The organism is Streptomyces sp. NPDC020917, assembly GCF_044333795.1.
GTDB lineage: Bacteria > Actinomycetota > Actinomycetes > Streptomycetales > Streptomycetaceae > Actinacidiphila.
Genome location: NZ_JBIRRR010000008.1, coordinates 334,938 through 359,330, shown reverse-complemented (window position 1 = coordinate 359,330; position 24,393 = coordinate 334,938). Strand labels below are relative to the sequence as shown.

19 protein-coding genes are annotated in these 24,393 nt (G+C 73.0%); 13 read left to right on the top strand and 6 right to left on the bottom strand.

The annotated features are described in order from the left end of the window. Positions 1–465: 465 nt before the first annotated feature. Genes ACH4TG_RS20375 through ACH4TG_RS20365 form a run of 3 tightly spaced genes read left to right on the top strand, consistent with a single transcriptional unit; the run spans position 466 to position 3,306 of the window. Positions 466–990: a cysteine dioxygenase gene (locus tag ACH4TG_RS20375; protein WP_398243762.1), complete on the top strand. Its 525-nt coding sequence runs from the start codon at positions 466–468 to the stop codon at positions 988–990. A 40-nt stretch (positions 991–1,030) separates the two neighbouring features. Next, complete coding sequence (gene cofD, locus ACH4TG_RS20370; protein ID WP_398243761.1) at positions 1,031–1,987, top strand: 2-phospho-L-lactate transferase; 957 nt, start codon at positions 1,031–1,033, stop codon at positions 1,985–1,987. Next, complete coding sequence (locus ACH4TG_RS20365; RefSeq protein ID WP_398243760.1) at positions 1,984–3,306, top strand: coenzyme F420-0:L-glutamate ligase; 1,323 nt, start codon at positions 1,984–1,986, stop codon at positions 3,304–3,306. The genes cofD and ACH4TG_RS20365 overlap by 4 nt, the downstream gene beginning before the upstream one ends. Before the next feature lie 497 nt (positions 3,307–3,803). Here the strand turns inward: ACH4TG_RS20365 and ACH4TG_RS20360 are convergent, their stop codons facing one another. Continuing rightward, the gene (locus ACH4TG_RS20360; RefSeq protein WP_398243796.1) at positions 3,804–4,820 is read right to left on the bottom strand and encodes a DNA-3-methyladenine glycosylase family protein; all 1,017 of its coding nucleotides are present in this window, start codon (positions 4,818–4,820) and stop codon (positions 3,804–3,806) included. Between the two features lie 70 nt (positions 4,821–4,890). After that, positions 4,891–6,030, bottom strand: a complete 1,140-nt coding sequence (locus ACH4TG_RS20355; RefSeq protein WP_398243759.1) for a sugar phosphate nucleotidyltransferase — start codon at positions 6,028–6,030, stop codon at positions 4,891–4,893. A gap of 234 nt (positions 6,031–6,264) precedes the next feature. Between ACH4TG_RS20355 and ACH4TG_RS20350 the strand changes: the two genes are divergently transcribed. The 8 genes from ACH4TG_RS20350 to ACH4TG_RS20315 all read left to right on the top strand — a co-directional run bounded on the left by ACH4TG_RS20350 (position 6,265) and on the right by ACH4TG_RS20315 (position 17,132). Continuing rightward, on the top strand, positions 6,265–7,017 hold the full coding sequence (locus ACH4TG_RS20350; protein WP_398243758.1) for a TIGR03089 family protein: 753 nt from the start codon (positions 6,265–6,267) through the stop codon (positions 7,015–7,017). Between the two features lie 328 nt (positions 7,018–7,345). After that, positions 7,346–8,665 carry an LCP family protein gene (locus ACH4TG_RS20345; RefSeq protein ID WP_398243757.1) on the top strand — a complete coding sequence of 440 codons (1,320 nt, stop codon included), beginning with the start codon at positions 7,346–7,348 and terminating at the stop codon, positions 8,663–8,665. Between the two features lie 153 nt (positions 8,666–8,818). After that, on the top strand, positions 8,819–10,558 hold the full coding sequence (locus tag ACH4TG_RS20340; protein ID WP_398243756.1) for an LCP family protein: 1,740 nt from the start codon (positions 8,819–8,821) through the stop codon (positions 10,556–10,558). Between the two features lie 46 nt (positions 10,559–10,604). After that, positions 10,605–12,719 (top strand): LCP family protein, encoded by a 2,115-nt coding sequence (locus ACH4TG_RS20335; protein ID WP_398243755.1) that lies wholly within the window; start codon positions 10,605–10,607, stop codon positions 12,717–12,719. A gap of 189 nt (positions 12,720–12,908) precedes the next feature. Then, positions 12,909–14,768, top strand: coding sequence for an LCP family protein (locus tag ACH4TG_RS20330; protein ID WP_398243754.1), 1,860 nt, complete (start codon positions 12,909–12,911; stop codon positions 14,766–14,768). Positions 14,769–15,020: 252 nt separating this feature from the next. Then, entirely contained in the window at positions 15,021–15,452 is a 432-nt protein-coding gene (locus ACH4TG_RS20325; protein WP_398243753.1) for a hypothetical protein, read from the top strand. A gap of 275 nt (positions 15,453–15,727) precedes the next feature. Then, positions 15,728–16,156, top strand: a complete 429-nt coding sequence (locus ACH4TG_RS20320; RefSeq protein WP_398243752.1) for a hypothetical protein — start codon at positions 15,728–15,730, stop codon at positions 16,154–16,156. Then, entirely contained in the window at positions 16,143–17,132 is a 990-nt protein-coding gene (locus ACH4TG_RS20315) for a hypothetical protein (protein WP_398243751.1), read from the top strand. The genes ACH4TG_RS20320 and ACH4TG_RS20315 overlap by 14 nt, the downstream gene beginning before the upstream one ends. 64 nt (positions 17,133–17,196) lie before the next feature. On the opposite strand, the gene ACH4TG_RS20310 is transcribed toward ACH4TG_RS20315, so the two are convergent. After that, positions 17,197–18,267 (bottom strand): glycosyltransferase family 2 protein, encoded by a 1,071-nt coding sequence (locus tag ACH4TG_RS20310; RefSeq protein WP_398243750.1) that lies wholly within the window; start codon positions 18,265–18,267, stop codon positions 17,197–17,199. Positions 18,268–18,621: 354 nt separating this feature from the next. On the opposite strand from ACH4TG_RS20310, the gene ACH4TG_RS20305 reads away from it, so the two are divergent. Continuing rightward, on the top strand, positions 18,622–20,148 hold the full coding sequence (locus tag ACH4TG_RS20305) for an LCP family protein (protein ID WP_398243749.1): 1,527 nt from the start codon (positions 18,622–18,624) through the stop codon (positions 20,146–20,148). Positions 20,149–20,174: 26 nt separating this feature from the next. Here ACH4TG_RS20305 and ACH4TG_RS20300 read toward each other — a convergent pair whose 3' ends face one another. Then, positions 20,175–20,726: an acyl-CoA thioesterase gene (locus ACH4TG_RS20300; protein ID WP_398243795.1), complete on the bottom strand. Its 552-nt coding sequence runs from the start codon at positions 20,724–20,726 to the stop codon at positions 20,175–20,177. A gap of 147 nt (positions 20,727–20,873) precedes the next feature. Between ACH4TG_RS20300 and ACH4TG_RS20295 the strand changes: the two genes are divergently transcribed. Continuing rightward, a complete protein-coding gene (locus ACH4TG_RS20295; protein WP_398243748.1) occupies positions 20,874–22,058 on the top strand; it encodes an LCP family protein in 1,185 nt (394 codons plus the stop codon). A 71-nt stretch (positions 22,059–22,129) separates the two neighbouring features. Here ACH4TG_RS20295 and ACH4TG_RS20290 read toward each other — a convergent pair whose 3' ends face one another. Together ACH4TG_RS20290 and ACH4TG_RS20285 are read right to left on the bottom strand one after the other, a co-directional pair. After that, entirely contained in the window at positions 22,130–22,807 is a 678-nt protein-coding gene (locus ACH4TG_RS20290) for an LAETG motif-containing sortase-dependent surface protein (RefSeq protein ID WP_398243747.1), read from the bottom strand. A gap of 270 nt (positions 22,808–23,077) precedes the next feature. After that, positions 23,078–24,385 (bottom strand): LCP family protein, encoded by a 1,308-nt coding sequence (locus ACH4TG_RS20285; RefSeq protein WP_398243746.1) that lies wholly within the window; start codon positions 24,383–24,385, stop codon positions 23,078–23,080. Positions 24,386–24,393 lie beyond the last annotated feature (8 nt).

Below are 24,393 nucleotides of genomic sequence, written 5' to 3'. Positions count from 1 at the left end.
CTGCCGACCCACCGTTCACACTTCGTCAGACGCAGGGGCGTCGCGCCCCGTTCCGCCCTCCGGAGTGAAGCGTCGTGGATCACATTTCGATCACAGAAGTACAACGTCACATCTGGCGGCGCGTTCTCCCAGACCGGAATCGGATCTGCATCGGATCTGCACGGATGCCGCACCACCTATCCCCACCATCCCATGTACAAACCTTTCCGCACCGGTCGTTACCGGATCAGGTGAACCTGAGCGACATACCGGACATCCGTTTGACAAGCAGCCCGGCCGCCCGGTCTCCTTGAGCGCATGTACGCCGAGCAGCACGCGCCCTTCCGGACTCGCCAGAGCGAGTCCTGCTGCGTCGCGCTCGCGCAGAGCTGTTGTCGTTCCTGTCGTTGCCGCTGATCCCCTTGCCCGGGCCGCTTCCCGGACCCGGCACTTCCCGCATCATGCGCATCACGAGGAACACACCCCATGGACTCCGCGTACTCCGACGTCGCGATCGCCGGTGACCCGCTCGCCCTGCCCCACCTGCTCCCCCCGGTGCCCCAACACCCCGGCACCGTCGCCGAGTTCGCCGGACTCGCCCGCTCCGTCGCCGCCGACCGCGCGCGCTGGGCGCCGCTGGTGCGCTATGACGCCACCACCCGCTGGTACGCCCGCCTGCAGACCGGCCCCGGCTACGAGGTGTGGCTGCTGAGCTGGCTGCCCGGGCAGGGCAGCGGCCTGCACGACCACGGCGGCTCCTCGGGCGTGCTCACCCTGCTCGACGGCAGCCTGCGCGAGCGCGCGCTGACCGCCCGCGGCGAGACCGGCCGCGCCCTGTCCCCCGGCGACCAGCGGGCGTTCGCCCCCGGCTACGTCCACGAGGTGGTCAACGACTCCCTCGAACCCGCGGTGAGCCTGCACGTCTACTTCCCCGGCCTGACGGAGATGACGCCGTACGCGTGCACGCCGGCGGCGCACGGCCGACCCGCGGGCGCCCCCACCGGGCACTGACCCCGCCGGGGCCGGCGGCGAGCCTGCAAGACTGGGCCCCATGCGAATCGTGGTTCTGGCCGGAGGCATCGGAGGCGCCCGCTTCCTGCGCGGCCTCAAGGCAGCAGCGCCGGAGGCGGACATCACCGTCATCGGCAACACCGGAGACGACATCCACCTGTTCGGGCTGAAGGTCTGTCCCGACCTCGACACCGTCATGTACACCCTCGGCGGTGGCATCCACGAGGAGCAGGGCTGGGGCCGGGCCGACGAGACGTTCACCGTCAAGGAGGAACTCGCTGCCTACGGGGTGGGGCCCGAGTGGTTCGGGCTCGGCGACCGCGACTTCGCGACCCACATCGTCCGCACCCAGATGATCGGCGCCGGGTACCCGCTCAGCGCCGTCACCGAGGCGCTGTGCGCCCGCTGGCAGCCCGGGGTGCGGCTGCTGCCGATGTCCGACGACCGCGTCGAGACCCACGTGCTGGTCGAGGCCGACGGCGAGCGCAAGGCCGTGCACTTCCAGGAGTACTGGGTGCGGCTGCGGGCCGCGGTGCCCGCGCAGGCCGTGGTGCCCGTCGGCGCCGAGGCGGCCAAGCCCGCGCCCGGCGTGCTGGAGGCCATCGCCGCCGCCGACGTGATCGTCTTCCCGCCGTCCAACCCGGTGGTCAGCATCGGCACCATCCTGGCCGTGCCCGGCATCCGCGAGGCCATCGCCGAGGCCGGCGTGCCCGTGGTGGGCCTGTCCCCGATCATCGGCGACGCCCCGGTGCGCGGCATGGCCGACAAGGTGCTGGCCGCGGTCGGCGTCGAGTCCAGCGCCGCCGCGGTCGCCGCCCACTACGGCAGCGGCCTGCTCGACGGCTGGCTCGTCGACACCGTCGACGCGGACGCCGTCGCCGGCGTCGAGGCGGCCGGCATCCGCTGCCGCGCCATCCCGCTGCTCATGTCCGACCTGGACGCCACAACCCGCATGGCCCGCGAGGCGCTCGACCTGGCCGAGGAGGTGCGCGCGTGAACTCCCCCGCTCCCACGCCGCGTTACGAGGTCTTCGGCGTGCCCGGCATCGGTGAGGTGCAGCCCGGGGCCGACATCGCCAAGCTCATCGCCGCCACCGGGGTCGCCCTCGCCGACGGCGACGTCCTGGTCGTCACCTCCAAGATCGTCAGCAAGGCCGAGGGCCGGCTGGTGCGCGCCGAGGACCGCGAGGCCGCCATCGACGCCGAAGCGGTCCGCCTGGTCGCCCGCCGCGGCCCGACCCGCATCGTGGAGACCCGCCACGGCTTCGTGATGGCCGCAGCCGGCGTCGACGCCTCCAACACCCCGGCCGGCACCGTGCTGCTCCTGCCCGAGGACCCGGACGCCTCGGCCCGCCGCATCCGCCGGGGCCTCTACGAGGACCTGGGTGTCCGGGTCGGCGTGGTCGTCACCGACACCTTCGGCCGGCCCTGGCGCAACGGGCTGACCGACGTGGCCGTCGGCGCCTGCGGCGTCCGCGTCCTGGAGGACCTGCGCGGCGGCGAGGACGCCCACGGCAACCCGCTCAACGTGACGGTCACCGCCACCGCCGACGAGCTGGCCGCGGCCGGCGAACTGGTCAAGGGCAAGACCGCCGGCATCCCCGTCGCCGTGGTGCGCGGGCTGCCCGCCGTGGTGGACCCCGCGCCCGCCGACGACGACCCGGGGGCCCGCGTCCTGGTCCGCCGCGCCGCCGACGACATGTTCCGGCTCGGCACGTCCGAGGCCGTCCGCGAGGCCGTCTCGCTGCGCCGCACCGTCCGCGAGTTCACCGGCGAGCCCGTCGACCCCGCGGCCGTGCGCCGGGCCGTGGCGCTCGCGGTCACCGCCCCCGCCCCGCACCACACCACCCCCTGGCGGTTCGTCCTCCTGGAGACCCCCGAGGTGCGGACCCGCCTCCTCGACGCCATGCGGGACGCCTGGGAGGCGGACCTGCGCCGGGACGGCTTCTCCGAGACCAGCATCACCAAGCGGCTGCGCCGCGGCGACGTGCTGCGCCGCGCCCCCTACCTCGTCGTCCCCTGCCTCGTCGCCGACGGCGCCCACCCCTACCCCGACGCCCGGCGGGCCGCCGCGGAGCGTGAGATGTTCGTGGTCGCGACCGGGGCGGGCGTGCAGAACTTTCTCGTGGCGCTCGCCGGGGAGGGGCTGGGCTCCGCGTGGGTCTCCTCGACGATGTTCTGCCGCGACGTCGTTCGCGACGTCCTCGGCCTTGCTTCTGACTGGGATCCGATGGGAGCGGTAGCCGTCGGGCGGCCGGCCGTTGCGCCTCCGGCGCGGGGGGAGCGGGAGGCTTCCGCCTTCATCGCCGTGCGCTGAGCTTTTCCCTCTCATCTCCCACCCGCCCACCCGTTGAACCAGTCCGTCGAGTGGACGTCTCTCGTGGTTGGGTCGGTGCCGCCCCGGGAGTATCTCCTCGGAACTGTGCGTGCGGCCTGCCCGCCGGGTTCCCCGGGAGTGTGCACAGTTCCTGCGGGGACACTCCCGGACCGTCCCCTCCCGCTTCGTCGGCGGCTGCCGCCCGGTGGGGGGTAAGGGGCTCTTCCCGGGCAACCCGGGAGTACCTGTTCACCCCCCACCGGCCCGTCAGCCGCCGACGAGAGCGGAGGGGACGGTGGGGCGGTGTCCCCGCAGGAACTGTGCGTGTGCCCTGGGTGCCGTGGTGGAAGAAGCCGCACGCACAGTTCCGAGGAGATACCGGGCCGGCGGCCCCGACCCACCCACGAGAGACGTCCACCTGACGGACTGGTTCAACGGGTGGGCGGGTGGGAGAAAAAGGGCGAACCCGAGGGAGCAAACGGGCCGACCCGAAGGGATCAGGAGCGCCAGGAAGGCGGATTGGGGGCGAGCCGCGGCCCACGCCGAGGCGGACTGGGCGCCCCCAGCAGAATCAGCCGGGCAGCCCGATGCCGCTGCCCGGCATAAGGCGCGAGCAACCCGAGCATCGTCGCGTCGTCCGACCTCCGCTCCCCGGTGAGCGCGAACCCGATCCGGTGCGGCAGATGCAGATCCCCGACCGTCACCTCGTCCGCCGCGCCATGGCTGCGCTGCAGCGTCTCCGCCGCCGTCCACGGCCCGATCCCGGGGATCGTCTGGAGGCGGGCGGACGCCTCGGCGGCGTCGAGCGCGGCCAGGGCGTCCAGGCGGGCGCCGAGCCGGACCGCGCGCATCACGGTGGACGCGCGCTTGTTGTCGACGCCGGCGCAGTGCCAGTCCCATGAGGGGACGCGGGCCCAGCCGCGGACGTCGGGCATGACGCGCATGCGGTCGGCCGGCGCGGGCCCGGGGGCCGGCTCGCCGTGCTGGAACAGCAGCAGCTTCCACGCCCGGTATGCCTCGGTGGTGGTCACCTTCTGCTCCAGGACCGCCGGGACGAGCGCTTCGAGGACCAGGCCGGTGCGGGTGAGCCGCAGCCCGGGGTGGCGGCGGTGGGCGTGGTGGACGACGCGGTGGCGCGGCGCGAAGCCGGACGGGTCGTCGTCCGCGCCGAGGAGGCCGGGCATCGCGTCGAGGAGCCACTGCGCGCCGGGCCCCCAGGCGTGGCCTTCGAGGGCGGCCGGGCTGCCGGTGATGCGCAGGGTGGCCGGGCCCTGGGGGGTGCGGCTGGCGCGCCACACGGCGCCGTCGGGCGTGATGCGGAACGCCGGATCGGTCCCGCCGCGGCGCAGCGGCATGACGGTGAGGCGGACATCCAGCGGCCCGGACGGCACCCACCGTCGCGTGGCGGCGGACGCAGCGCCGACACGGCTGGCGGGAATGGCAGGCACGCCGCCGAGCGTACTCGCCCCCTCCGACACCCCACCCCGCACAGCGGGGGGGCGGGGTCCCGCCAGGCGAAGGACAGACCCGGGCGCGGCCCAAGCCCCGGCCCCGGCCCCTCGAGCGCGGTGCAGGCGCCCCCGCTCAGGCGTCGGACGAGAAGCGGATCGCGCCCTGCTCGATCCGCGCCCCGCACCACACCCGGACGCCGTCGAGGAGTTCGTTGTCGGGGCCGATGTGGGCGCCGTCGCCGACGACGACACCGTCGAGGACGGTCCGGCTGCCGACGCGGGCGCCCGCCCCGACGAGGGAGTTCTTGACGACGGCGCCGGACTCGATCCAGGCGCCGGACAGGATCGCGCTGCCGTCGATCCGGGCGCCGGAGCCGATCACCGCGCCCGCGGCGACCGAGGTTCCGCCGGAGAGCTTGGCGTCCTCCGCGACGTCGGCGCCGGGCAGCACGAGCCGCTCGCCGCAGCGGCCGGGCACCGCGGGCGACGGGGCGCGGCCCAGGACCAGGTCCGCGGAGCCGCGGACGAACGCCTGGGGGGTGCCGAGGTCCAACCAGTACGTGGAGTCGACCATGCCCTGCAGGTGCGCGCCGGCGGCCAGCAGGTCGGGGAAGGTCTCGCGTTCGACGGAGACGGGCCGCCCTGCCGGGATCTCGTCGATGACGGACCGGGTGAAGACGTACGCGCCGGCGTTGATCTGGTCGGTGACGATCTCCTCGGGCGTCTGCGGCTTCTCCAGGAAGGCGGTGACGCGGCCGTCGTCGTCGGTGGGCACCAGGCCGAAGGCGCGCGGGTCGGGCACCTTCGTCAGGTGCAGCGAGATGTCGGCGCGGGCGCGGCGGTGGGTGGCGACCAGGGCGCGGATGTCGAGGCCGGTGAGGATGTCGCCGTTGAAGACGAGCACCGGGTCGCCGGGCGCGGAGTGCAGCCGGTGGGCGACGTTGCGGATCGCGCCGCCGGTGCCGAGCGGGTCGGTCTCGGTGACGTACTCCAGGTGCAGGCCGAGCGCCGAGCCGTCGCCGAAGTGGGGTTCGAAGACCTCGGCGAGGTAGGAGGTGGCGAGCACGATGTGCTCGATGCCCGCCGCCCGGGCGCGGGCCAGCTGGTGGGTGAGGAACGGCACGCCGGCCGCCGGCACCATGGGTTTCGGGGTGTGGACGGTGAGCGGTCGCAGCCGGGTTCCCTTGCCGCCGACCAGGAGGATGGCCTCGGTCGCTGCCGGCGTCGCGGCGGGGGCGTCGGTCAGGGGGACGTCCTCGGGGTGTGCACGCATGGGGAAGATACTGACATAAGCCTCAAAGCCGATGAATCAGCATCAGGAGAAGCAGCGCTGTGGCGCAACGGGCTGACCCGTACGGCGCACCCGACGCCCGAACGCACGGCGCACGCAGGCCAGCCGCTCCGCAGGCACCCCGGAAAGCGCCCGTATGTCGGCCGGTCCGCGGCCGTGCTCCGGCTGAACCCCGGCCGCACGGCGTATCCGATCATGCCAGGTAACCTGGCGTCCGTGACAGCCACCTCCGCGACCCCCGCACAACTCCTCTCCGACGCCCTGCGCGGCGACCCCGGCCGCCCGCTGATCACCTTCTACGACGACGCGACCGGCGAGCGCGTCGAGTTGTCGGTCGCGACGTTCGCGAACTGGGTGGCGAAGACGGCCAACCTGCTGCAGGACGGCCTCGGTGCCCAGCCCGGCGACCGGCTCGCGCTGCTGCTCCCGGCGCACTGGCAGACCGCGGTGTGGGTGCTGGCCGGGTTCTCGGTGGGCGTGGTCGTGGCCCCCGGCGGCGACCCGGCGGCGGCCGACCTGGTGGTGAGCGGCCCGGACACGCTGGACGCGGCGCGCGCCTGCGACGGCGAGCGGGTCGCCCTGGCGCTGCGGCCGCTGGGCGGCCGGTTCCCCCAACCCCCCGCCGGATTCGCCGACTACGCGGTGGAGGTGCCGAGCCAGGGCGACCGCTTCGTGCCGTACGAGCCGCCGGCCCCCGGCTCGCCCGCGCTCCAACTGCCGGGCGGCCAGCTGCTGTCGGGCGCCGAGGTGACCGAGCGGGCGCGGGCGGACGCCGCTTCGTGCGGTCTGGGACGCGGCGCGCGCCTGCTGTCGGACCTGCCGTACGACGGGTGGGAGGGCCTGGCCGCCGGCCTGCTGGCGCCGCTGGCCGCGGACGCCTCGGTGGTGCTGTGCCGCCATCTCGACCGGCTCACGGACGAGGCGCTGGCCAAGCGCAAGGAGAGCGAGCGGGTCACGCACACGGCCTGACCGCGGTCCACCGCGGCAACGGTCCGCGCCGGCGACCCGTCCAGGCCGTCCGCGCCGCTCGGCACCCCGCGCCCGGTTACGCGCTCCCACCCGCTCTCCCCGGTCCGGCTCGTGGCCACCGTCCCGCCTGCCCCAGATCCCCCGGGCATCGCGCGCACCCCACGCGCCACGGCCCTCACCTGGTCAACTCCCCCACCGAACAAGGTCCCTTGGGCAACCAACGTGCCTGCTCGACAGTCTGAACGAATGCCGGTCGGGCATTCGGGCCCGACCCCAGGGGGCCCCGGCGGGCACCGGCATCGGTGACCTAACCAGGGACGGCCACGACGTGACCACGCCAGCTCAGCCCCCGACGGACGATTCCACGCCCGGCTCCGGCACCCCGGCCGCCGCGGACGCCGTCACCGGCGAGGCCGCGGCCGATGCCGGCGGCCGGCCGCCCCGGCGGTTCCGCTGGCTGAAGATCCTGGCGATCTGCACCGCGGTGTGCGTGCTCGCCCTGGCCGGCGGCACCTGGTACCTGTACCAGCGCCTCAACGGCAACATCACCACGGACACGGTGACCGAGAACGAGCTGAAGGTGCACGCCTCGCAGCGGCCCCCGGAGACGCCGACCAGCGCCGAGAACATCCTCCTCATCGGCTCGGACAACCGCGGCAACGGCAACGAGAAGTACGGCCAGGACAGCGGCACGCAGCGCTCGGACACCACGATCCTGCTGCACCTGGCGGCCGACCGCGGCAGCGCCACCGCCGTCAGCATCCCGCGCGACCTGATGGCCCACGTCCCGGAGTGCACCAAGCCGGACGGCACCACCCTCCCGGCCCGCTTCGAACAGTTCAACTGGGCGTTCGAGCAGGGCGGCGCGGCGTGCACCATCCGCGCGGTGGAGGACATGACGCACATCCGCATCGACCACCACCTGATCGTGGACTTCACCGGCTTCAAGAACATGGTCGACGCGGTCGACGGCGTCGAGGTGTGCGTGGCGAAGCCGGTGCACGACACCAAGGCGCACCTCGACCTGCCGGCGGGCCGGCAGAAGCTCCACGGCGAGCAGGCGCTGGGCTTCGTACGGGCGCGCTACAGCATCGGCGACGGCAGCGACACCGAGCGGATGCAGCGCCAGCAGGCGTTCCTCGGCTCGCTGGTGAAGAAGGTGCGCAGCAACGGGGTGCTGCTCAACCCGGTGAAGCTGTACCCGCTGCTCGACGCGGCCACCAAGTCGCTGACCGCCGACCCGGGCCTGGACTCGCTGAGCAAGCTGTACGACCTGGCGCAGAGCCTGCAGAAGACACCGACCGGGCAGATACGGTTCCTCACCGTGCCGCGCGAGCAGTACGTCGCGGACCGCAACCGCGACCAGCTCCAACAGCCGGGCGCCGATGCCCTGTTCGCCGCGCTGCGGGCCGACCGGCCGGTCGGCGTCTCGGCCGACGGGACCGGCCCGTCCGGCAACGGCACGCCCGCCGGCACCCCGAGCGGGACGCCCACGGGCTCCCCCGGCACGACGGGACCCGCTGGCACCCCCAGCGGCACGCCCTCTCCCGGCGCCACGCCGAGCGGCACTTCCGGCGGGACGCCGAGCACCGCGCCCACATACCGGGGCACGACGGCCGATCAGGACGTGTGCGGCAAAGACAGCTGAAAAGCTGCTGAAAGCGGGACCCAAGTCATCGTCATGATGCGGCGATATGTCCCGACCCTCGGATGACAGAGCATTCGAACACGGACAACTCACCCCAACGTGGCCGCTAGTGTGGGCGATCGGACGATCCCGGACGGGAGGACCCGAGGAACCGTGGACACGCAAGGCCGCAGGGGCACCGACGCTGCGGAGCAGTGGGGGCTCGATCCGGCGACCGGCACGTACCGGCCGCTCACGGACACCGCGCCCGAAGCGCCGGCCCCGGCCCAGGGGACGCGGCGGCCGGCGGTCCGCCCCATGCCGCAGCAGGCCCGCGGTGGCGCCGCCGCTCCGGGCAGGACGGCACCGCCGGCGCGCAGGACAGAACCGCCCCCGCGCAGGGAGCCGCCCCAGGTACCCGGCCCGCGCCGGCGCGGCGGCGGTGTGCGGCGCCGCGCCCGGCCGCCGGTGTCGCGGCGGAGGAAGGTGCTGCTGTGGGTCGCGGGCGCCCTGGGGTTACTCCTGGTGGTGACCGGGGTCGGCGGTTTCCTGCTCTACGAGCGCCTGAACGGCAACATCACCACGGTCGACATCGGCGACGCGGGCAGCAGGAGCGTCACCCATGACGGCCCGATGAACATCCTGGTCATCGGCACCGACAGCCGGCAGGGCCTGGGCCATGCGTACGGGGACCCGGACAGCCTGGGCCACGCGGACACCACGATCCTGCTGCACATCGCCGCCGACCGCGAGAGCGCGACCGCGGTCAGCATCCCGCGCGACATCGTCACCGCCATCCCCGACTGCCCGACCCGGCAGAAGGACGGCTCGACCAAGGTGATCCCGGGCATCCCGCAGGGGCTCACCGCCCCGAAGTTCAACGCGAGCCTGGGGCAGGGCGGGCGCGATCCCGGGTGCACGATGCGGCTCGTGGAGCAGATGACCGGGCTGCACGTCGACCACTTCATGATGGTGAACTTCGAGGCGGTGAAGACCCTGTCGACGGCGGTCGGCGGCGTCGAGGTCTGCCTGGCGCGGCCGCTGGTCGACCCCAAGTCCCATCTGGACCTCAGCGCGGGCCCGCACGTCCTCAAGGGCGAGCAGGCGCTGGAGTTCGTCCGCACCCGGCACGCGCTGCGCGACCAGAGCGACCTGGACCGGATCAAGCTGCAGCAGAACTTCCTCGGCGCGATGATCCGCAAGGTCAAGTCGGAGGGCACGCTGACCAATCCGGCGAAGCTGTTCACGCTCGCCGACGCCGCGACCAAGGCCCTCACCGTGGACAAGGCCATCGGCTCGGTCGCCAAACTCAGCAGCCTGGTCCGCGACATCGCCGCCGTCGACGCCAAGCACATCACCTTCACCACGCTCCCTGTCGTCGACAACCCGAACGAGAAGGTGCACGCGACGGTCGTCGTCGACCGCACCCGCGCCCCGCAGCTGCTGGCGGCGCTGCGCGACGACATCCCGCTCACCGGCGCTGCCAGGCCCCGGCACAAGCCCGCTGCCGACCCGCGGCTGGCCGGCCCGAAGACCGCCCCTTCCGAGGTCTCCGTGACCGTGCTCAACGGCAGCGGCATCAACGGGGCCGCGCGCGGCACCGTCGTGTGGCTGCGCGACAGCAAGGGCGTCGGCGATCCGGTGATCGGCGGCAACGCGCCCGCGCCGCTCGCCTCGACGTCGCTGCGGTACGCGCCCGACCAGGCCGGTCAGGCGCGCACGGTGGCCGCCCTCATGGGGCTGCCCGCGTCCGCGCTCCACCCGGCCGCCGGCGCCGGCGGCACGCCGCCCGGCCCGATGACCCTCACGCTCGGTGGCGACTTCACCGCCGCCGGTACCCCGATCGACGCGCCGCCCGCGGCACCGCAGGGGTTGCAGAAGACCGAGGCGGACAGCACCGCCTGCGTGGGGTAGCTTGCGAACCTGAACGCCCGACCCTCGCAAGGAGGATCCGAACGCCGTGGACACGCAGGGCCCGGAGGCCGTGGACCCGGCGGACCAGTGGGTGCTGGATCCGGTCACCGGCGAGTACCGGTTGCGGACGGACCACCCGCAGGTCGCCGCGGACGAGCAGTACGCGCAGTCGTACCCCGATGCCGCGCAGGACGCCGGCCCGGCGTTTCCGGCCGCGGGCACGGACCCCGGCGCGGGAATGGGCCCGGGCGCCGCTGCCGATCCCGTCGGCCACCTGGCCGGAGACGTGCGCCCGGTCGGGTACGGAGACATGGGCGGGGACGCGAACCCCGTCGCGTACGGGGACATGCACGGCGGGACGAGCCCGGTGACGTTCGGCGACGTACACGGGGACACGAGCCCGGTCGGGTACGGCGACATGCATGTGGAGGCGACCCCGGTCGGGTACGGCGACATGAACGGGGACACGCACCCCGTCGCATACGGCGACATGAGCGGCGGGACGAGCGCCGCCGCGCACGGGGAACCCGCGGGCGACACCGCCGCGTTCACCGTTCCGGAGCAGGCGCCCGCCCCCGGGGCCGACGATGCCCTCGCCGGCTCCACGGCCATCGCGGCCACCGCTCCGGGCGCCAACGGGCCGCGTACGGCCGCCGGTTCGCGGACGTCCGGCGGCCGCAGGGCCGCCGCCTCGGGCGGGCGCCGCAGGGCCGCCGGCAGGTCCGGCCGCCGCAAGACGCGCGGACGCGGCAGCGAGGGCCGGCCCGCGGTGGTGTGGGCGGCCGGGGGGCTGGGGCTGGTCCTCGTCCTCGGCGGGGTCGGCGTCGCCATGGCGCAGCGCCACTCGGGCGGCCCCTCCGTGCACGCGATCGACGTCGGCGACGCCGCCGCCCCGGCCCTGTCCACCAGCGGGCCGATGAACGTGCTGCTGATCAACGCGGCGGGCCAGGCGAGTTCGGACAGTGGCGGCCAAGGGCAGGGCTCGGCGGCGGGGGCGGACTCGGCGGTGCTGCTGCACCTGTCGGCCGACCGCGGCGACGCCACCGCGGTGATCATCCCCGGCGACCTCGTCACCGCGATCCCCGACTGCCCGGTGCGGCAGGGCAACGGCACGACCTCGGTGGTGCGCGGCACCCCGGTCACGGGGACCTCGCCGACGTTCCGGGAGAGCCTGGGTGCCCAGGGGCGCGACCCGGGCTGCACGATGCGCACCGTCGACCAGTTGACCGGGGTGAAGGTCGACCACTTCGTGCTGGCCGACGCCCGCGCGATCCAGGAGCTGACGACCGCGGCGGGCGGTGTGCAGGTGTGCCTGAAGGCGCCGCTGTCCGACCCCGCCGCGCACCTCGACCTGGCCGCCGGGCAGCACCGGCTCACCGCCGCGCAGGCGCCCGGCTTCCTGACCACCCGCAGCGCGCCGCCCGGCCACGGCGACGTGGACGCCGCGCGGCTCCAGCAGGCGTACTTCGGCGCCCTGCTGCGGCAGTGGAAGTCCGGTGGGACGCCGGTCGGCAAGGACCTCGCGGACGCGTCCGCCCGCACCCTGGCCGTCGACCCGGCACTCGCCCGCTCGGGCGCGCTGGACACGCTCGCCGGTGAGATCGGCAAGGTGGACGTCACGCACGTCACGTTCGCGGCGCTGCCCACGGCGAAGGCGAGCGGCGGCGCGAGGGCGGCGACGCTCGACAAGGCCGCCGCCGCGCAGCTGTTCTCGCTGGTCACCCGGGACGTCCCGCTGTCGGCCGAGCCGCCCGCGCCCGACCCGAAGCTCGCCGGCCCTAAGGCCACCCCGCACGACACCCGCGTCACCGTGCTCAACGGCACCGGCGACTTCGGCGCGTCCCAGGACGTCCTCAACTGGCTGCAGAACGACAAGGGCGTCAACCGCTCCGCCAACGGCGGTGACGCGCCGGCCGCCCTCGCCGCGACCCGGCTTGACTACGCCCCCAACCAGGCCGACCAGGCCCGCTCGCTGGCCGCGATGATGGGGCTGCCCGCCTCCGCGCTGCACGAGGGCGCCAAGGACGTGCCCCCGCTCACCTACATGACCCTCACCCTGGGCAAGGACTACACGGCGCCCGGCACCCCGATCGCGCCGCCCCTGACCGCGCCCAAGGGCCTGGAGACGGCGACGGCCGACAGCACCGCCTGCGTGGGATAGGGTCGCCGCCGACCGTGCAATGCAGACCGTCCCTGTTCGTCATTGATCTGTGAAATTCTCACGGGGACACCAAGTCGGACCGCCGCGCTGCAACTTTCGGCGGCTCATGACCGTCTGACACACAAGACGGCTGCCCTGGCCGACCTAGGTGAGGGCGAAACGCCCGCTCTTTGGGGGGAAAGGCTTGTAATGCGCGACGACATGGCGCGGGGCAACGGCTACGGTTCCGCCCCAGGTCAGGGCGAACCCGCCTGGGACCAGGGGCTGTTCCGCGACGACGCGCGCGCGTACTCCCCCGACCCGGCCGGGCACCAGGGGGGCCCCGGCTACGGCGGCGGCACCGACGACGGCTACGGCGGTGCGGGCACCCGCACCCGCGGCGTGCCGGGCCAGCGGCGGCCGGAGCCCGGATCGCACCGCGCGGGCGGCGGAGGACGGGACGGCGGCGGACCCGACGACCCGGACGGCCCGGACGGTCCCGACGGGCTGAGCCCCGGGCACCGGCGGGGCGGGTCGCGCGGGCGCCGGAAGCCGAAGAGCCGCAAGCGCAGGGCCCTGAAGTGGGTGGCGATAGGCACCTCGGTCGCGGTCCTGGGCACCGCCGGCGCCGCGTTCGGCTACTACGAGTACCTGGCGAGCAAGATCCGCAAGGGGCAGCGCGTCAGCGGCGACACCCACGCGGTCAAGCCGAAGGCCAACTCCAACGGCGACACCCCGCTGAACATCCTCATCCTCGGCTCGGACTCCCGGGCGGACGCCGCGGACAAGAAGCTCGGCGGGGCCGCGGACAGCGTGGGCGAGCGGGCCGACGTGATCATGATCGCCCACCTGTCGGCGGACCGCAGCAACATGTCGCTGGTGAGCATCCCGCGCGACACCCGCGTGGACATACCCAAGTGCACCGACCCCAAGACGCACCACGAATACCCCGCCACCAACGACATCATCAACGCGTCGCTGGCCCGCGGCGGCGCCGGCTGCACCCTGGCGACCGTGCAGAACCTGACCGGCGGGCTCTACATCGACCACTGGCTGAAGATCGACTTCGCCGGTGTGGTGAAGATGGCCGACGTGCTCGGCGGCGCGCAGGTCTGCGTGCGGGAGAACGTGGACGACCACGCGACCAAGGCCCAGCCGGGCGGCTCCCACCTGCACCTGACGAAGGGCACGCACACCGTCAAGGGCGAGCAGGCCCTGCAGTGGCTGCGCACCCGGCACGCGTTCGGCAGCGACGCCATGCGGTCCAAGGCCCAGCACATGTACATGAGTTCGCTGCTGCGCAACCTCCGCAGCCAGGACCTCTTCTCCAACCCGGGCCGGCTCAACGACATCGCTACCAAGGCCATGGAGGCCTTCGAGGTGTCCTCCGAGATCGGCACGCCCAAGAAGCTCTACGACCTGGGCATGCAGCTCAAGAGCATCCCGCCGAACCGCACGACGATGCTGACGATGCCGCACATCGCCGACTACAAGAACCCCCAGGCGCACTACCTGCCGAGTCCGACCGCCGCCACCGTGTGGTCGCTGATGCGCAACGACATACCGATGGACGCCAACGGCAAGGCGAAGACGCCCGGTTCGTCCGCCAAGCCGACCACTCCGGCGGGCCCGGCGGCCGCGGCCCCGGCGACGATCCCGGTCAGCGTCTACAACGGCACGTCCGGCACCGAGGGCGGCATCCCGACCCAGCACCGCGCCGGGGACATCGCGCAGGTGCTGGTGACCAAGGGCTTCGCCAAGGCGTCCGCCGTCCAGGCGCCGGCGGCCAGCCCGAGCACCACGCTCGTCTACCCGACGAGCGGCGGTGCGCAGGGCAAGTCCGACGCGCTGTCCGTCGCCAAGGCCCTCGGCATCCCGGACAAGAGCGTCAAGGCGTCCGGCACCGTGCAGGCGATCACCCTGACCGTGGGCGCCGACTGGAAGACCGGCAGCGACTACGCCAAGACCCTGCCGACCGCCGGCTCGGTGCCGACGGACTCCGACGTGATGAACGGCTCCGAGGACCCCGAGAAGAACTGCATGGAGATCCTGCCGATCTACCGCTTCTGACCACCCGACCGCGGCCTTTCGCCGGCAGTCGACCGGAACCCGCCGGACTCCGGCGGAGAAATACGAGAGCAACCGGGATGAATCCACGGAGTCAGCCGTAGCGAATGCGGCATTCCGCATACTGCGACCCCGTGCGAGTTTGGACGGCACCGGCCCGGCCGAGATTACGAGTGTCAAATCCTCGGCAGGAATGGGGTTCGTGCCATGTCCCGCAGGCCGTACTTCCGCAACACCGCAGCAGCCGCAGGTGTCGTGACCCTTCTCACGGCGAGCCTGATCGGCCTCTCGAGCACCGACGCCGGAGCTGCCACGCCGACAAACCACTGTGGCAGCTCCTACGCGTTCCGACAGTCCTGGAGCATCACGGATTCGTGGAGCGCGGGACAGCTCACGACGGGGTTCATCGATGTCTACTACAACTCGTCGAACGGCTACAACTGCCTGACCGTCCGCGCCAACAGCAACGTGACCGGTGTCAACCACCTCATTGCGGGGATCAGGAAGAGCGGCGCCAGCAGCTACACCATCGACGGGCTGAACTCGAATTACACGCAGTACGCGGGGCCGGTGTACGCCTACGCGCCGGGAAGCTGCATCGACATATACGGAGAACTCAGCTACAAGGCGGTGTCCGGGTACGCCGGGCACGGGGTGAGCGTCTACGAGAACGTCCACTGCGGCTGACCACGGATCGCACTCCCCAAGGCCGGGCCCCGGGCCCGGCCTTGCCGCCGGCGCGCCCCTCGCCGGTTCCCGCGCGGCATATCCGGATCCGCTGGCTCCGGCTTCACGGCGCGTGAAAACGGAACTCAAGGGTCCCCGGACCGCGGAAGCAGGAAAGCGGAATTCCCTATTCACCGGGTTTCAGGCTCCATTGGCGGTGGCAGAGACCAACTGGCACTTCCGATCAGTCCATTCGCCCGCACATCCACGCCACCATGAGGGAAAGGAAGATCGCCGTGCGTGCTGCACGATTCCTGGTCGCGGGAGCAGTTGCCCTCTCCGCTGCCGGCGCGAGTCTCGTCGGAGCGACTTCGGCCAATGCCACGGCCGGCCCGTGCGCCTCCGAAGAGGCGTGCCTCTTCTTCAACTCGAATTACCAGGGGGCGACGTTCAGCGACGGCAGGGGGAACAGCCAGACGCCGGAGAACTACGGTGACCCCAACTGGTACACCTTCAGCAACGGGAACGGCGCCGGGTACTACGTCAAGAACAACGCGGCCTCCGTGTGGAACTACGACATGAACTACAGCCTCACGATCTACTTCAACTCCAACAACATGGGGCCGAGCCAGTACATCAAGCGGGGAACGGGTGCCAACCTGAACACCCAGCTCAAGAACAACAACGCCTCTCAGTGCTACGACTTCTTCAATGTCTGTCCCTGAGGGACTTCCTCCGGCCCACCGGTCGGGGCTCGTCCGGTCGCTGGCTCCCCTGGCCGCCGTGGTGGCGCTGGGCGCGCTGGCGACCGGGTGCGGCTCTCCGCGTCACCAGGCCGCCGGCCGGGGAGGTGACGCCACGGTGCCCGCCGCTCGAGACGCCGGGCAGGCGGCGTCACCGCGCCCCGTCGCCCGGCGGCTGCCGATCGAGGACTACCTCATCGGCCCGGGGCAGTACGGGCGGATCGAGAAGGCGGAGTCGTCCCTCGTCGGTGCGTGCCTGCACCGCTTCGGGCTCTCCTACCGGCTCCCGGCCCCGGGCCCCTCGCAGGACGGGGGACGGACCGACAACCGCTACGGCCCGGTGGACACGGCCGTGGCGGCCCGCCTCGGCTACCACAGCCCGGCCGCCCAGGACCCGCGGCAGCCCGATCCGCGGCCGAGTCTGAGCCCGGACGTGCAGAAGGTCCTGGGATACGGCCTGGACGCGCCGTCGGGACGGGGACTTCCCGCCGTCCCCGCCGGCTCCACCTATCACGGGGTCCCGATCCCGCGGGGCGGTTGCCTGGGCGAGGCCGACGCGGCTCTGACGTCCGGAGGCGGCAGGGTCACGGACGACCAGGTCGCCGTCGACATCAACGTCGACGACTACACGGCGTCGATGAACGACCCGAAGGTGCGCGCGGTGTTCTCCCGCTGGTCGGCGTGCATGAAGGACAAGGGCTACGCCTACCGCACCCCGCTCGACGCGAACAACGACGCACGATGGCACACCGCAGGTCCCTCGGCGGCCGAGAGGTCCGCCGCAGTCGCCGACGCCGGGTGCAAGGCCCGGAACGACGTCGTCGCGGTCTGGCAGGCGGACGAGGCCGCCGACGAGGACAGGGACATCCGGGCGCACGCCGCGCACCTGGCCGGGGTGCGGGAATCCATCCGGCGGACGCTCACGAAGACCGACGCGGTGCTCCGGTCCGCGGGGTGAACCGCCGCCGGGTGGACGGCACCGCGCGAGCCGGCGGCCGGGCCGGCCCGCGCACCGGCCGCCGTCAGAGGTCGGCGGTCGTCCCGGCGGAGGGCTGCGCCTGCTGCGCCGGCTCGGCCACCACGGCCGGGCGGCGGCTGGCGATCACGCGGCGGGCCAGCGAGCGGGGGCTGGTCAGGAAGCCGTAGCCCCAGCACATGTGCATGGTGGCCAGGGCGAGCGGGATGCGCAGCCGGGCGCCGAACGGCAGGCCGCGGCCGGCCGGGAGCGAACCGGCGGTGATGCCGGCGAGGTAGGCGGCGGGGACCAGCAGGGCCCACGGGGTGACCGCGACACCCACCACCAGGCCCGCCGCGTTGGCCAGCAGCGCGACCGGGGCGGCCAGGTAGCGGAGGTTGACCGAGCCGCGGTGGTAGCGGGTCACCACGCGGCGCCAGCGGCCGTAGTCCTTGTACTGCTTGGCCAGCGCGCGCACGCTCGGCCGCGGCCGGTAGGAGACCCGCAGGTCGGGCGAGAACCAGATGAGGTGGCCGGCTTCGCGGATGCGGTAGTTCAGCTCCCAGTCCTGGGCGCGGATGAACTCCTCGTTGTAGCCGCCCTGCTGCTCCAGCACCTCGCGCCGGAAGACGCCCAGGTAGACGGTGTCGGCCGGGGCGGCGGCGCCTCCGGTGTGGAAGGCCGCGTTGCCGACGCCGATCTTGGCGGTCATGGCCGCGGCCACCGCGTGCTCCCAGTCGTTCTCGCCCTCGGCGTGCATGATGCCGCCGACGTTGGCCGCGCCGGTCTCGTCGAGCAGCCGCACCGCGGTGGCGATGTAGTCCGGCGAGAGCATGCCGTGGCCGTCGACGCGGACCACGACGGGGTGCCGGGACGCCTTGATCGCCGCGTTGAGCGCGGCCGGCGTGCGGCCCGTGGGATTGGGCACGGTGCGCACCCGCGGGTCCTCGGCCGCCAGTTCCGCCGCGATGGCGTCGGTGCGGTCCGTGGACGGCCCCAGCGCGATGACCACTTCGAGCTCGCCCGGGTGGTCCTGCTCCAGGATGTGCCGGACCGCGTTGCGCAGGTGACGCTCTTCGTTGAGCACCGGCATGATCACGGAGACAGCCGGAGGCGCGGGGTTCGTGGCGGCGTTCATCAGCGACACGTTACCGCTTATGGGGGACCCCAGCGCGTGGGGTCAAGACCGACAGTCCTATTTGTCCCTAGCCTGAACGGGTTCCGAGCCCCCTCCCCGGAGGTCCTGCCCGTGCCGCCTACCCGGCGCCGCCCCCCGCCGCTCGACGCCCGCGGCCGTCCGCCCGCTCCGCGCCGGGAGCGCCCGCCCGCCGACGGGCGCGGACGGCAGCCGGCCCAGGGGCGCGGCGGTCCCGCGGTCGAGGGGCGGGGGCGGCCGTCGGCCGACTCCCGGAGCCGCCAGCCGGGCGACCCGCGTGCCCGCCGGACGGCGGATCCCCGCGACCGCCGTCCGGCCGATCCGCGGCGCCGCCGGATGGCCGATCCCCGCGGACCGCAGCGGGCCGCGCCGCGGCCGGCCCGCAACCGCCGCCGCCCGGTCCGCTGGGGCCTGCGGATCGCCGGCGGGCTGGCGGTGCTGGTGATCACCGCCAGCGGTCTCGGGCACGCCCTGGTCGACGGCATCAGCGGCTCCATCGGCCGGGTCGACGCCTTCGGCGGCATGCAGGGCCGCCCCAGCGGCTCCAAGGGCACCAACTTCCTGCTGGTCGGCACCGACGGCAGGGACGGGATCGACCCCCGGGAGAAGAAGCAGTTCCACCTCGGCGGCGCGCCCTGCCACTGCACGGACACGATCATGCTGGTGCACCTGTCGCAGGACCGGCAGCGGGCGACCGTGGTGAGCATCCCGCGCGACACCTATCTGCGGCTGCCGGACGCCACGACCCTGCGGGTCTCCGCCGGCTCCCGGGCCGGACGCTCCGCGTCCGCGGCTCCGGGCGGCTCACCGGAGCCGCCCGGAGCCACGCCCACCGCGGTCACCGGCACGCACCCGGCGAAGATCAACCAGGCGTACGCGCTCGGCGGCCCGAAGCTCACCGTGCGGACCGTCGAGCAGCTGACCGGGGTGCACATCGACCACTACCTGGAGGTCGACTTCACCAGCTTCATGAAGACCGTCGACGTCATCGGCGGCGTCCAGGTGTGCACGGCGGTCCCGCTGAAGGACTCCTTCTCGGGTCTGAACCTGCCGGTCGGCACGACCAGGCTGGACGGCGGCCAGGCCCTGCAGTACGTGCGCTCCCGGCACGTCGACGGCACGTCGGACCTGGGCCGCATGCAGCGCCAGCAGCGCTTCCTGGCGCAGGTGATCCACAAGATGACCAGCGGGAACGTGCTGAGCAACCCGCTGGAGCTGAGCCGGGTGGCGAGCACCGTGCTGGGCTCGGTCCGGGCCGACCAGGGGCTGAGCTCGACCGACCTGATCTCGCTGGCGCAGGGCATGAAGGACTTCTCGCCCAGCTCGTCGGAGTACGTCTCGGTGCCGCTGAGCGTCATGAACTACAACGTGCCCGGCATCGGCTCCACGGTGAAGTGGGACGCCGCGAAGGCCGGCAAGCTGTGGGCGGCGGTCCGCGCCGACCAGCCGCTCACCGCCCCGCGCCCGAAGGGCAGCGCGCCGCACCATGCCGCCGCGACCCCGGTGGACGTGGACCCGGCGACGATCAGCGTGCGGGTCGCCAACGGCACCGCGACGAACGGGCTGGGCGGATCGACCCAGCAGGCGCTGCACGCGACCGGGTTCGCGACGCCGGGCACGGCCACCACCGCGCACCAGCGCAGCGCGCGCACGGTGATCCAGTACGACCCGCGCTGGGACCGCTCGGCGCGGACCCTGGCCGCCGCGCTGCCCGGCGCGCAGCTGCAGCCGGCGCCCGGGCAGGGGCCGGTGATGAAGGTCACCGTCGGCGCGGACTTCACCAAGGTCGACCCGGTGGCGATGAAGGCCCGGCCGCAGCCCCCGGGCACGGCCGTCACCGGCGACCAGGAGGTCTGCCCCTAGCGGCGCCGCCCGGTCCGGTAGATCGGTCAGTCCTCGAGGCCCTCGGCGGCCCGCTCGCGGCGCAGCTCGACGATGGCACGGCGCCGGGCGAGCCGGTGCGTGCGGCGGATCTGGGCCTCCTGCCAGCGCCTGCGGTCCCGGTCGGTCTCGGGGATCAACTCGGGCACCCGGCGCGGGTGGCCCTCGGCGTCGACGGCGACGAACACCAGGTAGGCGCTGGCGACCTGCTTGGCCGGCCCGGACTCGTTCCACCGCTCGGCGACGACCCGCACGCCGATCTCCATGGACGTGGTGCCGGTCCAGTTGACCTGCGCCTTCACATGCAGCAGGTCGCCCACGCGGACCGGCTCCAGGAACGCCATCTCGTCCATCGCGCCGGTGACGGCCGGGCCCCCGGAGTGGCGGCCGGCGACCGCGCCCGCCGCGTCGTCCACGAGCTTCATCACCACGCCGCCGTGCACGGTGCCCAGCAGGTTGGTGTCGTGGGCGCTCATGATGTGGGAGAGCGTGATGCGGGAGGCGGACGTCGGCTTGCCCGGGATCACCGGGACGGCCGGGGTGGGCAGCGGGTCCGGCATGCCCTCCGGTGCGGCGGATGAGTCGATCACGGCATCCACCTTATGTCCGTTACACAACCGGTGCGGCCGGTGGTCCTATGCATCGGGTCTGCTACAGAACCTCCGGAGATTCTTGGTCACCCCTCGTGCGCGGGCACACTGGCCGACATGAACGGTTGGAGCGATGACACCGAGCAGCGCCGGCTCTCAGAACCGCCGCTGCCACCCGAACTGTCGCCGCGCAGGGCCGCCGCCGCGGGCGGGGTCCCGCAGGCCCGGCGCCCCCAGCCGGGCGACGGCCCCTCCGGCGGCTACGGCCCGCCCTCGACCGGCGGTCCCGGCGGCCCGTCCGGGCGGCGCCGCTGGAGCACCCGCAAGAAGATCGGCTACACCGCGCTGGGCCTGGTCGTGGTGCTGCTGGTCGTGTCCGTGTCCACCTACTTCTGGGCGGACTCCAAGGTGCGCCGCGAGGTCGACCTCAGCAAGGTCGAGGACCGGCCGCCGACGGGCAAGGGCACGAACTACCTCATAGTCGGGTCGGACAGCCGCGAGGGGCTCACCAAGCAGGACGAGAAGAACCTGCACACCGGTGCCGCCGCGGGCCAGCGCACGGACTCGATGATGATCCTGCACACCGGCAGCAACGGGAACACGATGATGAGCCTGCCGCGTGACTCCTACGTCACGATCCCGGCCTTCACCGGCCAGCAGTCGCACAAGCGGTACGGCGCCTCCACCCACAAGCTGAACCGCGCCTACGCCGACGGCGGCCCGGAGCTGCTGACCCGCACCATCGAGTACAACACCGGCATCCACATCGACCACTACGCGGAGATCGGCTTCGCCGGCTTCGTGAACCTGGTGAACGCGCTCGGCGGCGTGAACATGTGCCTGGACAAGGCCGTGCACGACAAGGCGTCCGGCGCGGACTTCAAGGCGGGCTGCCAGAAGATGAACGGCCAGCAGTCGCTGGCGTTCGTCCGGCAGCGGCACCAGGAGGCCGACCAGGACCTGGGCCGCATGCGCAACCAGCAGAAGTTCCTGTCGACCCTGGCGCACTCCGCCGCCTCGCCGTCCACCATCCTCAACCCGTTCAAGCTGTACCCGGTGATCGGGTCCGGCCTGGACACGCTCATCGTGGACAAGAAGATGAGCCTGTGGGACCTGACGACGATGTTCTGGGCGATGAAGGGCATCACGGGCGGCAGCGGCCACTCGGTGACGGTGCCGATCGCCAACGCCAACTACATGACCCCCAACGACGGTGACGCCGTGAAGTGGGACATGTCCAAGGCGAACCAGCTCTTCGGCGAGCTGAAGAACGACCAGAAGGTCACGGTCAGCGGGAACTGACCCGCCCCGGCACCACGGAGGCCCGGCTCCCCCCAGGGGGGCCGGGCCTCCGTGTGTCGTACGGGGTCGCGTCAGTGGCGCGCGGCGGGGTTCCGGCGACGCAGCGCGAAGACCGCGCCACCGCCGACCGCCACCAGCGCGGCCGCGACACCGGCGATCAGGCCCGTGTTGCTGCCGCCACCGGTCTCGGCCAGGTTCTGGCTGCCGCCGGCCGCGGGGGACGGCGCGTTGGTGTCCGCGACGGCCGGAGCGGAGGTGGTGCTGCTCGGCGTGGTGGCCGGGGTGCTCGGCGCGGTGGTCGCGGGCGTGCTCGGGGTCGCCGGGCTGGACGGCGAGGCCGGCGGGGTGGTCGGCGTGGTGGGCGTGGAGCACGCCTTGTCCGGCGTCGTGACGTCCTTCGTGCCGACCTGGCCGCCGCTCGTCTTCACCACGGTGACCGTGTAGGTGGTGCTCGGCTGCCAGTCCACGGGGAACGTCACGGTGACGCCCTCCTTGGAGCCGACGACGCCGGTCTTGTCGCCGACGCTCTGGCCGCCGGTGGAGACGGTGATGTTCACCGGGGTCTGCGAGTAGTCCTTGTCCACGACCTGGATGTAGCCGTGGCCGGAGTCGTCACACCCTGCGCTCGGGGTGAACTCACCGATGGAGCATGCGAACGCGTTGCCTGCGACGCCCAGTGCGAGCGCGGCTGCGGCGGAGGCAACGCCGATGGAACGCACCGCTATGGCGGTGCGGCGATTTGTGGACACGTTGTCCCTTCACGGGATCGGATCTCGTTGTGGGGTTGCCATCCAGCGCAGCCGTGCGGCCCCCCGTCGGCTGGTGATGACGTGCCTCAGCTCTACAAGTCCCCGCGCGACCTTGTCAATTGGCGCCAAATCGCCCACCCGGCCACGGGACCCGCGCAAACGTGCCCAGGAAGTTCACAACTTCACAGGGGTTTATTACAGAGTTGAGACGTACGGAGCGCTCCTCCGCCCCATCGGCTCCGTACGTCCCCGGAGTTGACCGTGCACGCCTCACGACACGCGGTCGCCCAGGCGGTCGAGGGTGTTGGTGGCGACGTAGTCGGCCATCGTGTCGTTGCGCAGGGCCTCCCACAGGGCGGAGGTGCCGTTGGGGTCGAGGAGGACCACGGACTGCTTCTGGATGGTGTCGAAGCCGCCGACGGGCGCGTTCATGAAGACCATGTCCGAGGAGCGCAGGTTGCGCATGTTCCACACCAGGGTGCGCAGTCCGGCGTCGGAGAGCCGGTCGTCGACGCTGACCACGGAGGTGACCTGGTCCAGGGTGTGCTTGAGCTTCAGGGGGTTGGTGAAGGTCCCGCCGGAGAGCATCTTCGACAGCACCGCGCGCAGGAAGTTCTGCTGGCGGTGGGTGCGGTCCAGGTCGCCGCGCGGCAGGCCGTACCGCTCGCGCACGTAGTCCAGTGCGTCGTCGCCGTTCATGTGGTGCGTGCCCGCGGTCCAGTAGCCGCCGGGGCCGTTGTACCGCTTGACGGTCTTGTCCACCGTGATGTCGACGCCGCCGACGGCGTTGGTGAGGTTCTTGAAGCCGCTCCAGTCGATGACGGCCAGGTGGTCGATCTTCACCTTGGTCAGCCGCTGCACGGCGTCGATGAGCAGCGGCGGCCCGCCCCAGGAGAAGGCGGCGTTGAGCTTGGCCTGGCCGTGGCCCGGGATCGGCACCCACGAGTCGCGCGGCAGCGAGACCACGTAGGCGTGCTTGTGGTCGGCCGGCAGGTGGACCAGCATCATCGTGTCGCTGCGCTGGGCGCCCGGCTTCCACTCCGGCGCCTTGGCGTCCTTGCCGGTGGTGGGCAGGTCGGAGCGGGCGTCGACGCCGACGAGCAGGAAGGTCTCGCTGCCGTCCTTCGACGGCGGGGGCAGCGCCGACCGCGGGACGTTCGTCGGGAAGGCGTTGGGGATGCGCTGGACGCGGCCGGTGTAGTGCTCGTACGCCCAGTACAGCGTCCCGGCGATCAGCAGGACGCCGGTGACCAGCAGCCCGAGTGCGGCGTACAGCACGCGCCGGGTCCGCCGCCGGCGCCTGGCCCTGCGGTCCGGGGCATCGGGAGACGAAGGGTCGGCCGCCGGGTCGGCCGCGGGGTCCGACTCCGGATCGGCCTCCGGATCAACCTCCGGGGCGGCCGCCGGACCCTTCCCGGATGCGTCCTCGGGATCTGCGCCGGGGTCGGCCGCGGGGCCGTCCGGCACGAGGGTGTCGAGCGCCTCCCCCCGCTCGGCGCCGTCCCCGGCCGGGGCCGGCCCGCCGCTGCCGCCCGCCCCCGCGTCTCTGCCGCCGCCGTCACCGCTGCCGTCGTCCATACCGAGCA

Bases quoted from the DNA above. Each gene is read 5' to 3' on its own strand.
- ACH4TG_RS20375 (WP_398243762.1), top strand. From the start codon at position 466: ATGGACTCCGCGTACTCCGACGTCGCGATCGCCGGTGACCCGCTCGCC.
- cofD (WP_398243761.1), top strand. From the start codon at position 1,031: ATGCGAATCGTGGTTCTGGCCGGAGGCATCGGAGGCGCCCGCTTCCTG.
- ACH4TG_RS20355 (WP_398243759.1), bottom strand. From the start codon at position 6,030: ATGCGTGCACACCCCGAGGACGTCCCCCTGACCGACGCCCCCGCCGCG.
- ACH4TG_RS20330 (WP_398243754.1), top strand. From the start codon at position 12,909: ATGCGCGACGACATGGCGCGGGGCAACGGCTACGGTTCCGCCCCAGGT.
- ACH4TG_RS20315 (WP_398243751.1), top strand. From the start codon at position 16,143: ATGTCTGTCCCTGAGGGACTTCCTCCGGCCCACCGGTCGGGGCTCGTC.
- ACH4TG_RS20310 (WP_398243750.1), bottom strand. From the start codon at position 18,267: ATGAACGCCGCCACGAACCCCGCGCCTCCGGCTGTCTCCGTGATCATG.
- ACH4TG_RS20305 (WP_398243749.1), top strand. From the start codon at position 18,622: ATGGCCGATCCCCGCGGACCGCAGCGGGCCGCGCCGCGGCCGGCCCGC.
- ACH4TG_RS20300 (WP_398243795.1), bottom strand. From the start codon at position 20,726: ATGCCGGACCCGCTGCCCACCCCGGCCGTCCCGGTGATCCCGGGCAAG.
- ACH4TG_RS20295 (WP_398243748.1), top strand. From the start codon at position 20,874: ATGAACGGTTGGAGCGATGACACCGAGCAGCGCCGGCTCTCAGAACCG.
- ACH4TG_RS20285 (WP_398243746.1), bottom strand. From the start codon at position 24,385: ATGGACGACGGCAGCGGTGACGGCGGCGGCAGAGACGCGGGGGCGGGC.